This is a genomic window from Chitinophaga niabensis (assembly GCF_900129465.1).
Taxonomy (GTDB): Bacteria; Bacteroidota; Bacteroidia; order Chitinophagales; family Chitinophagaceae; genus Chitinophaga; species Chitinophaga niabensis.
Map to the genome: position 1 here is coordinate 394,059 of NZ_FSRA01000002.1, position 12,303 is coordinate 406,361.

The following is a 12,303-nucleotide window of genomic DNA, read 5'->3' on the forward strand; positions in this document are numbered from 1 at the left end:
ACGTTTTATACGAACTTAACATGTTATCGAATCTATTCATATTAAGCGTAGGCAGCCGGAACGGTAACATTTCAATTATTAACTATGCAATTTAGCGCATTACAGCTGGCTACCATCCTGAATGGGAAGCTGGAAGGAGACCCGGAAGTGAAGGTGCACAATATCGCCAAGATCGAAGAGGCAGGGGATGGCATGCTGAGTTTTATTGCCAATCCCAAATATGAGGAATTCCTTTACACAACCCAGGCGTCTATCCTGGTGGTAAACGATTCCCTGGAGATCGAAGGCACTATTAAGCCCACACTGATCAGGGTAAAGGATGCTTACAGCTCCTTTGCGTTGCTGCTGGAGAAATACCAGCAAATGGTAGGTGCTGGTGCAAAAACCGGCATTCAGCAACCATCCCACGTGCCTGCTACCGTTAAAATGGGGCAGAACGTGTTCATTGGCGCTTTTGCTTACCTCGGCGAAAACGTAGTGCTTGGAGATAATGTGAAGATCTACCCCGGCGTATACCTGGGAGACAATGTGAAGATCAATAGTGGCTCCGTACTTTACCCCGGTGTAAAGGTCTATGATAATTGCGTACTGGGTAACCGTGTGATCCTGCATGCAGGTTGTGTAATAGGCGGTGATGGATTTGGATTCGCTCCCCAGGCAGATGGTACTTATAAAAAAGTACCACAGGTGGGCAACGTAGTGATCCACGACGATGTAGAAATTGGCGCCAATACTACTATAGACAGGGCCACCATGGGTTCTACCATTATTCATTCAGGCGTAAAGCTGGATAACCTCATCCAGATAGCTCATAACGTGGAAATAGGCAGCAGCACTGTAATTGCTGCACAAACAGGCGTTTCCGGAAGTACCAAGATCGGTAAGAATTGTGTGATCGGAGGGCAGGTTGGCATTGTTGGGCACATCCAGATTGCGGATGGCACAAAGATCAATGCGCAAAGCGGCCTTTCTAAATCAATAACCTCTCCCAACACGTCTTTGACCGGTTCCCCGGCATATGATTATAAAAGTTCACTGAAAAGTCAGGCAATTTTTAGAAATTTGCCCGATCTTGAAAAGCGGGTGAAGGAGTTGGAGGAGATGGTGAAACAACTGTTATCTGAAAAAGAAGGGGTATAACCACGTTAGTTAGGAGATTTTAAACGCACTGAATACGAGCTTATAATGATGGAAAATCAGCAGCAGAACCAACAAACCCTAAAAGGCCCCGTAACCATTTCGGGTGTTGGTTTGCATACAGGATCGCACGTGAATATGACCCTTAAGCCGGCTATGCCCGGCTTTGGTATTAAATTCCAACGCATTGACCTTCCGGATCAACCGATCGTGAAAGCTGATGTGGATTATGTGGTAGATACTGCCCGGGGTACAACACTGGAGCATAATGGCGCCCGTGTAAGCACTGTGGAACACATCCTGGCTGCTCTCGTAGGTATGGGTGTAGATAACGTACTGATAGAACTGAACGGTCCCGAGATCCCCATCATGGATGGAAGCTCCATGCCCTTTATTGAGATCATAGAAGAAGTAGGCATACAGGAACAGGATGCTAAAAAGGTATATTACTCCATCGATACCAATATCAACTATTATGATGATGTAAAGAAGGTAGAAATGGTAGCCCTCCCTGCTATTGACTATCGCATCACTGCACTGATAGACTTCAACTCCCAGGTACTGGGTACCCAGCACGCCAATCTTAAAAGCCTGGCTGATTTCAAAAAGGAAATAGCACCCTGCCGCACTTTCGTTTTCCTGCATGAACTGGAATACCTGCTCGCAAATAACCTAATCAAAGGCGGAGACATCAACAACGCCATTGTTGTGGTAGATAAGCAAATGACAGAAGCAGAACTGGCCCGCCTGGCTACTGCTTTTGGACGTGATACGATCTCTGTACAAAGAGAAGGTATCCTCAACAACGCACAACTGCACTTCCCCAATGAACCGGCCCGCCATAAGCTGCTGGACATTGTGGGAGATCTTGCCCTGATCGGTTTCCCTATCAAGGCACATATCATTGCTAACCGTCCCGGTCATGCCTCCAATGTGGAGTTTGCCCGGAAGATCAAAGCATACATCAAAAAGAACAAGCACAATAAGGACGTTCCTATTTACGATCCTAATCAACCTGCTATCTTTGATATCCGCCGTATCGAAAAAACCTTGCCCCACCGCTACCCTATGCTGTTGGTAGACAAGATCATTGAACTGAGCGACACCCGTGTGGTTGGTATCAAGAATGTTACTTTTAACGAACATTTTTTCCAGGGGCACTTTCCCGGAAATCCCGTGATGCCGGGTGTATTGCAATGTGAGGCGCTGGCACAGGTGGGTGGTATCCTGGCACTGAACCCTTTACCGGACCCGGAAAACTATGATACCTATTTTCTGAAGATCGATAATTGTAAATTCAAACAAAAGGTATTACCCGGTGATACCATGATCCTGAAGATGGAGCTGTTAAGCCCCATCCGCAGAGGTCTCGTTGAAATGCGCGGTACGGTATTCATTGGCAACAAAGTAGCTACAGAAGCTGACATGGTTGCCCAAATTGTTAAACGCGAAGGAAAATAACAGCATGATTCATCCGCTCACTTACATTCATCCGGACGCCAAAGTTGCGCCCAATGTAAAGATCGATCCGTTTACCGTTATTCATAAGAATGTTGAGATCGGGGAAGGCACCTGGATCGGCTCCAATGTGACCATCATGGAAGGCGCCCGCATTGGCAAAAACTGCCGCATCTTCCCCGGAGCTGTTATCTCTGCCATTCCACAGGACCTCAAATTTGAAGGCGAGGACACCAGTGTGGAAATAGGAAATAATACTACTATCCGCGAATATGTAACCATTAACCGTGGTACAAAAGATCGTTTGAAGACCATCATCGGAAACAACTGCCTGATCATGGCTTACAGCCATATTGCGCACGATTGCCATGTTGGTAACAATTGCGTTTTCTCTAACAATACTACCCTGGCAGGGCATATCACCGTAGGTGACCATGTTGTGCTGGCTGGTATGGTGGCTGTTCAGCAGTTCTGTAAAATAGGCAACCATGCTTTTGTAACCGGCGGTTCGCTGGTCCGCAAAGATGTGCCCCCCTATGTTAAAGCTGCCCGCGAACCGCTCTCCTATGTGGGTGTAAATTCCGTAGGTCTGAAACGCAGAGGTTTTACCCTTGAAAAGATCAATCACATCCTGGATATCTATCGTATCCTCTTCGTAAAAGGAAACAATATTTCCAAAGCTATCCGTATCATAGAAGCCGAATTCCCGGCCACAGATGAAAGAGATGAAATACTCTCCTTCATCCGCGATTCAGGCCGCGGCATTATGAGAGGATATAGTACAAGGGCAAATGACGATCTCGCTTAACCAGGTAGGAAAGCGATATAATTACGACTGGATCTTCCGTCGTTTCTCCTTTACATTTACCGGTACTGGACATTACGCCATACTTGGGGCCAACGGTTCCGGTAAATCTACTTTGCTCCAGATCATCAGCGGCCATCACCATCACAGTGAAGGCAGTATAGCATATCAATCAGCAGAAGGGAAAACCCTCCCGCAGGACCAGTTCTTCCGCCATAGCGCCATTGTAGCACCTTACCTGGAGCTGGTGGAAGAATTCACCCTGGAAGAATGTTTCGGGTTCCATCTCCATTTCAAATCTTTTCTCCCCGGCTTAACACCAAAAGAAATTGCCCAAACCGTTGGCCTGGAAAAAGCCTGGCGCAAACAGGTGCGCAATTTTTCTTCCGGCATGAAACAACGGGCAAGGCTGGCCCTCGCCATTTTTTCAGACGTTCCCGTACTCCTGCTGGATGAGCCATGCACCAACCTGGATGCAGATGGCGTAAGCCTTTATCAGCAACTGATCAGTAAGTATTGCAGCAACCGTATGGTGATCGTGAGCTCAAACGAAGAAGCAGAATACGGTTTTTGTAAAGAAAGAATTCATATTACAGACTATAAGTAGTGCCTCGCAAATGGTATTTTGCAGGCGGATTTTTAATTCATGTAACTGCACAACCTATGAGCTTGCCGAACAAAAAAGTCATTAATGGATGGGCCATGTACGATTGGGCCAATTCCGTGTACAACCTGGTGATCACCACCACCTTCTTCCCAATATATTTTATTGGTGTAACGGAGGCCAGATTCGGTGGAGACATTGTCAGCTTCTTCGGATATTCCATCAAGAATTCCGTATTGTTCGACTATGCGCTGTCTTTTGCTTACCTCCTGATTGCCATCAGTCTTCCTATCCTATCCTCAATTGCAGATACACGTGGTAATAAAAAGAATTTCCTCCGGTTCTTCTGTTATGTAGGTGCTATCTCCTGCGGAGCATTGTACTTCTTCACAAAAGATACTATTGAATACGGTACTATCTGTTTTATTCTGGCTGCCATCGGGTATTGCGGCGGGCTCGTGTTCTACAACTCCTATCTTCCTGAAATAGCGCCCGTAGAGTATCGCGACAGGGTGAGCGCCCGTGGTTACTCCTTTGGATATATTGGCAGTGTGCTGCTACAATTGATCGGGTTTGCCATTGTATTGATCAAACCCTTGGGAATAGATGATGCGATGGCCGTACGGATCACTTTTCTGCTCGTAGGGCTATGGTGGCTGGGTTTCGCACAGATCACATTTAAACGCCTGCCCAGATCCATGCCTACTGTAGATCAGCATTCCAAAAACGTATTTACGGAAGGATTCATTGAACTGAAGAAAGTATATGCACAGGTACGCGTAATGCCGGTACTGAAAAGATATTTACGCGCCTTCTTCTTTTACAGCATGGGCGTACAGACCGTAATGATGGTAGCCACCATTTTTGCAAGCAAAGAACTAAAAATGGAAAGCAGCAACCTGATTGCCTGCGTGGTACTGATCCAGCTCGTAGCTATACTTGGTGCATGGGGCATGGCCCGGTTATCTGAAAGATATGGTAACTTCAATGTATTGATCTTAACCGTACTGCTGTGGATAGGAGTTTGCTTATGTGCTTATTTCGTTCAAACAGAAATGCAATTCTATCTTTTAGCCGTATTGGTAGGCCTGGTGATGGGAGGTATTCAATCGCTCAGCCGTTCTACTTATGCAAAGCTGATCCCGGAAACAAAGGATACCACTTCCTTCTTCAGTTACTACGATGTAACGGAAAAGTTCGCGATCGTAATTGGCCTGTTCAGCTTTGGCTGGATAGACCATATTTCCGGCAACATGCGCAACTCCGTACTGGTACTGATAGGCTTTTTCTCCATCGGGCTTATCTGGCTTTTTTCTGCTTTAGATAAACAACGTAGATTAGCAAAACATGAAGCTTCACACAATTAATACCGGATTATTTAAACTTGACGGAGGCGCCATGTTTGGCGTAGTGCCTAAAACCTTGTGGCAGAAACTGAATCCTCCGGACGAGAATAATATGTGCACCTGGGCCATGCGCTGCCTGCTGGTAGAAGATGGCAACCGCCTTGTGCTGATCGATAACGGCATCGGGAATAAACAGGACGATAAGTTCTTCAGCCATTATTATCTCCATGGAGATGACACGCTGGACAAATCACTGGCCGCCGCAGGTTATCACCGCAACGATATCACAGATGTATTCCTCACACACCTTCACTTTGACCATTGCGGCGGAAGTATTGAGCGGGAAGGAGATCACCTGGTACCTGCCTTCAAAAATGCACATTACTGGAGCAATGCCGCACACTGGAAATGGGCCGTAAACCCTAACGACCGGGAGAAAGCATCTTTCCTGAAAGAAAACATCCTGCCCATTGAAAAAAGCGGGCAGCTGCAATTCATAGAACAACACGACGGGGTTTCTTTTACAGACCACATCCGGGTACGTTTTGCCTATGGGCATACAGATGCCATGATGCTGCCGGAGATCCGTTACAACGGTCATACTATCATCTATATGGCAGACCTGCTGCCTTCCGCCGCGCATATTCCATTACCTTATGTAATGGCGTATGATATGTTTCCGCTGACCACATTGGAAGAGAAAAAACGTTTTCTCACGGAAGCCAACGAAAGGCAATATGTTCTCTATTTTGAGCACGATCCTGCTAATGAATGTGGTATCTTACAGTCCACCGAAAAAGGTATCCGGCTGAAAGAATCGTTTCCGTTAAGTGCCCTCTAATACTAAAAATCTTAAGTTATGTATAAATACATTTTGCCCGTTGCCGTATTGATAAGCCTGGCTGCCTGCCAGGGTAGCAACAAAGGCCCAGCACAGGACGAAGCTGTTATTAAAGATTCCCTGGCAGTAGATTCTCTTTCAGGTGTGGTGATGAACATCCACGATGAAGGCATGGCTAAGATGATGGTGATCCGCCGTCTTAAAACCCGTGTAACAGAAGTAACGGACAGCCTGCAAAAGAAGAAAGTCAATGCTGCTGCCTATACAGCAGCCGGCGTATTGCTGGACAGTGCAAACAATGCCATGAACACCTGGATGCATGCATATGATATGCAGATGCAGGGTAAAAGCATAGCAGAGAAAAAAGCATACCTGGAAACAGAAGAGAAGAAGATCAGCGACGTAAAGGCCCTGATGCTGAAGAGCATCCAGGATGCTAAAGGTCTCTTGAAAGAGGAATAGGTTTTTCATATCTTGGATCAGCAAAAAATAACCCACCATGGCAAATCAGGAAGCATTTCTCGAATACATCAGGAACGGTTACACCTTCAAGGGAGAACATTTTAAACTGGGCTGCGCCATGCTGAATGGCGAAGTAGTGTCCGGCGCAGATGTGCTGCTCCCATTAAAAACATTAAACCGCCACGGCCTTATAGCCGGTGCCACCGGTACCGGTAAAACCAAAACCCTGCAGGTGATTGCAGAAGGATTAAGCGATGCCAGCGTACCAGTTATGCTCATGGATATCAAAGGAGACCTCAGCGGAATTGCCGCAGCAGGCGCCTCCAATCCAAAGATAGAAGAACGGTATGCTAAAATAGGCGGTACTTATAAACCTACTGCCTATCCGGTAGAATTACTGACCCTTAGTAAGGAAAAAGGTGCCCGCCTCCGTGCTACAGTCAGCGAATTCGGCCCCGTGTTGTTATCCAAAATACTGGAACTGAACGATACGCAATCAGGGTTCGTAGCCATGGTTTTCAAATACTGCGACGATAATAAACTGCCTTTACTGGACCTGAAGGATTTCAAAAAAGTATTGCAGTATGTAAGTGATGAGGGCAAAAAGGAACTGGAAAAAGATTACGGTAAGATCTCAACCACCTCTACCGGCACTATCCTGCGCAAGGTGATAGAGCTGGAACAACAGGGTGCAGAAATATTTTTTGGAGAGAAGTCGTTTGAGGTAGATGATCTCATGCACATCAGCGATGATGGACGTGGCAAGATCTCCATCGTACGGGTTACAGACCTGCAGGACAGGCCCAAACTCTTTTCCACTTTTATGCTCAGCCTCCTGGCGGAACTCTATGCCAGCCTCCCTGAAGAAGGTGACCTGGATAAACCCAAGCTGGTGATGTTCATAGATGAGGCGCACCTGATCTTCCAGGAAGCCAGCGATGCATTGTTGCAACAGATTGAAACCATCATCAAACTGATCCGTTCAAAAGGTGTGGGTATTTTCTTCTGTACCCAAAACCCGATGGATGTACCTCCTTCTGTATTAGGCCAGTTAGGTTTGAAAGTGCAGCATGCGCTGCGTGCCTTTACTGCTAATGACCGTAAATCCATCAAACAAACAGCAGAGAACTATCCGCTGTCTGATTTCTATAAAACAGACGAACTCCTTACCCAGATAGGGATCGGGGAAGCTTTGGTAACCTGCCTCAGTGAAAAAGGCACACCTACGCCACTGGCAGCTACGATGCTGGTATCTCCACGTTCCCGCATGGATATTTTGAGCGATGCGGAAATAGATGCATTGGTGAATGCTTCCAAACTGGTTAAAAAATACAACCAGGAAATAGATAGTGAAAGCGCTTACGAGATCCTGAATGCCAAACTGGAAGAAGCAGCTGAAAAGAGTAAACAGGAAGAAGCGGAAGCTCCTGCCAAAAAAGGGAAAGAGAAAGAAGAGAAAGGTTTACTGGAAACTATGATGAGTAGTTCTGCTGCCCGCCAGGTAGGCCGTACCGCGGCGAATGTGATCACCCGCAGCTTGCTGGGTGCATTAGGTTTAGGAGGCCGTAGTAAGAAAAAGGGAACGAGCTGGTTTTAAAAATGAATGAACATGGCACTCCTTTATTTCATTCCTGTAACACTGCTATTAGGTCTGCTGGCGCTATTGTTCTGGAAAAAGCCACGTAAGAACATTAACCTGGCGATCGGATACAGAACCACCAGGGCTATGAGAAGTCAGCACACCTGGGATTTTGCGCAGGTATACAATGCAAAAATGATGTTTAATCTAAGTATCATTTTTATACTGGCAGGTACGCCGGTGCTGCTGCTCCTTGGTTATTTGTTCCATGTGGCCGTGTCTTTTATTACCGCTTTTGTATTCATTATGCTGGAGACCTTTCTTCCTATTTACTTTACTGAAAAGAAACTGAAACAACTGTTCGACAAAAATGGTAATCCGATAAAATAGTTATTATGGCATCTCCGATCAAAACAGGCCTTTGCTCCTATGGCCACAGCGGTTACGCATTCCACGCACCTTTTATACACGTGCACCCGGGATTTGAACTGACTGCAGTAGTAGAACGCAGCAAACATCTCACACAACAACGTTATCCGTATGTAAAGATCTACGGAGCAGTAACCGATCTGTTCAAAGACACTTCCCTGGAACTGATTGTGGTGAATACCCCCAATCATACCCACTACGAATATGCAAAAGCTGCCTTGCTGGCCGGCAAACATGTGATCGTGGAAAAACCTTTCACCGTTACCACCGCAGAAGGTGAAGAACTGTTGCAACTTGCGGCCTCTAAGAAACTTTTGCTGAGTGTTTACCAGAACCGCCGGTACGACAGTGATTATAAGATCGTGAAGAAAGTAGTAGAGGAGGGATTATTAGGCGATATACTGGAAGTGGAATTTCACTACGACCGTTTTAAAGAAGAACTCAGTTATAAGGCACATAAAGAAGTGGCCAATAATGGTACGGGCGCATTGTACGACCTGGGTTCCCATCTGATAGATCAGGCACTGACCATTTTCGGCATGCCAAAGGCTGTATTTGGAGATGTACGTATGATCCGCACAAATTCCGTAGTAGACGATTATTTTGAACTGCTGCTGTATTACGATCAATTGCGCGTACGCCTTAAATCTTCTTACCTGGTAAGGGAAGCCCTGCCAGCCTATCTCCTCCATGGAAGGAAAGGCTCTTTCATCAAATCTAAATCCGATGTACAGGAAGCACTGCTCATGAAAGGCGTGTTACCTGATACGCCGGATTGGGGAGCTGAAACGCCTGCTGAATGGGGTTTGCTGCACACAGAGAAAAATGGTGTTGCAGTGAAAGAATTCCTGCCTTCTGTAAATGGTAACTACCTGGATTATTACCAGGGCATTTATGCCGCGATAAGAGAGGGTAAACCAAATCCGGTAACAGGGGAAGAAGGATTGAACGTAGTGAAGGTGATAGAAGCTGCATTCAAGAGCAGCAAAGAAGGGAAGGTTATTACACTTTAGAATAGGCTACGGCGGTGAGGATGCTTAGGCTATGTTTTAAGTATCCTCACTTGCTGATGGTAATAGCACAGGCTTATACTTTAAGCACCTTCAATTACTATTGCTAAACTTTCACTGCTACCAATACCCCATCCTTATCGCGCAGTACACATTTCTCTGCAATTAAGAACTGCAGTGTTGTGAGTACCCTATCCTCCGGCGCATCTATATTTTGCATTAATGTTTCTATTGTAGTTTCTGTTTGCAGCGCAGCTAAAATGGCAGTAGCCAGTTCCCCGAACTCTTTAGGCCGTAATGCTCCTTTCTGCTTTTTCACACACACATCGCATACACCACAGGGCTGCGCATCCTTTTCCCCGAAATAAGCCACCAGTTGCTGTGTACGGCAGGTATCCTTGTCACGCAGGTACTGTGCGATGGCTTCTATCCTTTCTTCCATGGCTTCCCTCCTGCGTTTCAGGAGGGCCTGGTCAATGGTGAGATGTTGTACTGCCACGCGCTCCTGCAGGAAACTCAATTGTGGTTTGTCTTTACGGGGCTGGTATTTTACGATAGCCTGCCGGTGTAACAACTGCAGATCATGCACTACATCCTGTTCATCTATCTGCATCAGCTTAGCCAGCTGCCGTTCAAAGATGGGCACCACATCATCAAAGATGCCGCCATAAGTACGTAGTAAAGTTTTAAGCAATGGCTCCATAGCAGGGTTCAGCTGCTCGTATTCATATAACCGGTCCCTGCCGGTTACAAACTCCAGCTTTGAGGGAATGAATATACTTTCGCTGAGTTGCCATACGCCTTCCTGTTCCAGTATGCGCAACGTGCTGAATGCAACTGTAATGTTGAGGGAAAACCGTTTTACAAAATCATTGATGTCAAAATCATAGTACACGCCTTCTATGCTGCCCACCGGCACCTGCAGGTAATTCACCACCCCCTGGTAGACCTCTTTGATCTGTTCCAGTGAAGGGAATTGCAGGGCAATCCGTTCTTTCATTTCTGTGATATCCCGCTCCTTGTACAACAGTACGGCATATGCTTTTTGTTCATCCCTTCCTGCGCGGCCCGCCTCCTGGTAATAAGCTTCAATACTATCCGGCACATCCGCATGGATCACCATGCGTACATCCGGTTTATCGATGCCCATGCCAAAAGCATTGGTACATACCATTACCCGTATTGCGTTATTGATCCAGGCTTCCTGCCTTGTACTACGTTCTGCGGATGATAACCCGGCATGATAGTAACTGGCGGTGATCCCCTGGTTACTCAGTAATCCGGCGATCTCTTTTGTTTGTCTGCGGTTCCGGCAATAAATAATAGCGCTGCCCGGCACACGGTCCAGTATCTGGCGGATGCGGGTGAGTTTACCTTCTTCCTCCGCCACGCTGTAAGAGAGATTGGCACGTGCAAAGCTTTTCACAAAAATAGCCGGATCCTCCAGCAGCAAGCGTTCGCAAATATCTTCTTTTACTTTGGGTGTGGCCGTAGCCGTTAGTGCAAGGATGGGTGCTTCAGGGAAAAGCTCGCGGATGGTAGCTACCTGCAAATACGCGGGGCGAAAATCGTAGCCCCATTGGGAGATGCAATGTGCTTCGTCTACAGCAATGAGTTTAACCGGCAGCACTTCGCAGAACCATCTGAAACGCCTGCTTTGCAAGCGTTCCGGGGAAACATAGAGGAATTTTATTTCTCCTTCCCGAGCCATGATCATTACCTTCTCCACATCCCTTGCATGCATGCCGGCATAGATAGCAAAAGCAGGTATACCTCTTTTATTCAGGTTCTCCACCTGGTCTTTCATCAGCGCAATGAGTGGCGTGATCACCATACATAACCCGTCGTTCATCATAGCGGGCACCTGGAAGCAAATAGATTTACCGCCACCGGTAGGTAAAAGCGCAAGTGTATCCCGGCCACTGGCCACAGATGCAATGATCTCTTCCTGCATGGGCCGGAATTGCTGGTGCCCCCAGAACTTTTGTAATATGGAAAGTGCAGATGACATGTTTATTCTTTCTGTAAATAGGGTAAAGACCAGCCTTTACGTAAGGCTGTTAACCGGATGGCGATCACCAGCAGAATGCTGGCCACCATGTTCCAGTCTTCATCCACACCTGCATAACGCAACCCTATATATAATGCGGCACCCGCCAAACAAGCCGTGGCATAGATCTGGCGGCTGAAGATCAACGGTATTTCATTCACCATCATATCCCTGATCACCCCGCCAAAAATGGCAGAGATCATACCCAGGATCACAGCGGCCCAGGGATGTACCCCATAGAACAAGGCCTTCTGTAAACCTATTACTGTATAAAAACCAATACCAATGGTATCGAACACAAAGATAGACCGCCGGAAACGCAGCAGGCGTGCACGGAAAAGGATGGTTACCAATACCCCCAGGGCAATGGCAACAATGTAATTCTTATCTCCTACCCATACAGGCCTTACCCCAAGGATCAGATCCCGCAGGGTACCACCGCCAATGGAAGTCACAAAAGCGGTGAAGCTCACCCCAAAGATATCGTGGTACATTTTCTTATCCCAGGCCGCGAGTGCGCCGGATATGGCAAATACGAATGTGCCGATAAGGTCTAACCAGTATATCATTTCCTGAACGAAT

The 12,303-nt window shown here is 46.7% G+C and carries 12 protein-coding genes; 10 read left to right on the top strand and 2 right to left on the bottom strand.

The genetic code is table 11. The annotated features are described in order from the left end of the window. The first annotated feature begins 84 nt into the window (after positions 1 to 84). From lpxD to BUR42_RS18490, 10 genes are read left to right on the top strand one after another with little or no spacing between them, the layout of a single operon-like run. Positions 85 to 1,140 carry a UDP-3-O-(3-hydroxymyristoyl)glucosamine N-acyltransferase gene (gene lpxD / locus BUR42_RS18445; protein ID WP_074240903.1) on the top strand — a complete coding sequence of 352 codons (1,056 nt, stop codon included), beginning with the start codon at positions 85 to 87 and terminating at the stop codon, positions 1,138 to 1,140. A gap of 45 nt (positions 1,141 to 1,185) precedes the next feature. Next, positions 1,186 to 2,598, top strand: coding sequence for a bifunctional UDP-3-O-[3-hydroxymyristoyl] N-acetylglucosamine deacetylase/3-hydroxyacyl-ACP dehydratase (locus BUR42_RS18450; protein WP_234979713.1), 1,413 nt, complete (start codon positions 1,186 to 1,188; stop codon positions 2,596 to 2,598). Between the two features lie 4 nt (positions 2,599 to 2,602). After that, positions 2,603 to 3,403, top strand: coding sequence for an acyl-ACP--UDP-N-acetylglucosamine O-acyltransferase (gene lpxA, locus BUR42_RS18455; protein WP_074240904.1), 801 nt, complete (start codon positions 2,603 to 2,605; stop codon positions 3,401 to 3,403). Then, positions 3,387 to 4,007 (top strand): ABC transporter ATP-binding protein, encoded by a 621-nt coding sequence (locus BUR42_RS18460; protein WP_074240905.1) that lies wholly within the window; start codon positions 3,387 to 3,389, stop codon positions 4,005 to 4,007. Before lpxA ends, BUR42_RS18460 begins: the two co-directional genes overlap by 17 nt. Before the next feature lie 56 nt (positions 4,008 to 4,063). After that, positions 4,064 to 5,371 carry an MFS transporter gene (locus BUR42_RS18465; RefSeq protein WP_074240906.1) on the top strand — a complete coding sequence of 436 codons (1,308 nt, stop codon included), beginning with the start codon at positions 4,064 to 4,066 and terminating at the stop codon, positions 5,369 to 5,371. Further along, complete coding sequence (locus BUR42_RS18470; protein WP_074240907.1) at positions 5,352 to 6,191, top strand: MBL fold metallo-hydrolase; 840 nt, start codon at positions 5,352 to 5,354, stop codon at positions 6,189 to 6,191. Before BUR42_RS18465 ends, BUR42_RS18470 begins: the two co-directional genes overlap by 20 nt. An 18-nt stretch (positions 6,192 to 6,209) precedes the next feature. After that, entirely contained in the window at positions 6,210 to 6,653 is a 444-nt protein-coding gene (locus BUR42_RS18475; protein WP_074240908.1) for a hypothetical protein, read from the top strand. 37 nt (positions 6,654 to 6,690) lie between these two features. Continuing rightward, entirely contained in the window at positions 6,691 to 8,250 is a 1,560-nt protein-coding gene (locus BUR42_RS18480) for a helicase HerA-like domain-containing protein (RefSeq protein ID WP_074240909.1), read from the top strand. A gap of 12 nt (positions 8,251 to 8,262) precedes the next feature. Continuing rightward, positions 8,263 to 8,622, top strand: a complete 360-nt coding sequence (locus tag BUR42_RS18485) for an SdpI family protein (protein WP_159442301.1) — start codon at positions 8,263 to 8,265, stop codon at positions 8,620 to 8,622. 5 nt (positions 8,623 to 8,627) lie between these two features. Further along, entirely contained in the window at positions 8,628 to 9,674 is a 1,047-nt protein-coding gene (locus BUR42_RS18490; RefSeq protein WP_074240911.1) for a Gfo/Idh/MocA family oxidoreductase, read from the top strand. 103 nt (positions 9,675 to 9,777) lie between these two features. Here the strand turns inward: BUR42_RS18490 and BUR42_RS18495 are convergent, their stop codons facing one another. Both BUR42_RS18495 and BUR42_RS18500 read right to left on the bottom strand, forming a co-directional pair. Beyond that, positions 9,778 to 11,682 (bottom strand): RecQ family ATP-dependent DNA helicase, encoded by a 1,905-nt coding sequence (locus BUR42_RS18495; protein WP_074240912.1) that lies wholly within the window; start codon positions 11,680 to 11,682, stop codon positions 9,778 to 9,780. Positions 11,683 to 11,684: 2 nt separating this feature from the next. After that, positions 11,685 to 12,290, bottom strand: a complete 606-nt coding sequence (locus BUR42_RS18500) for a trimeric intracellular cation channel family protein (RefSeq protein ID WP_074240913.1) — start codon at positions 12,288 to 12,290, stop codon at positions 11,685 to 11,687. Positions 12,291 to 12,303: the final 13 nt, after the last annotated feature.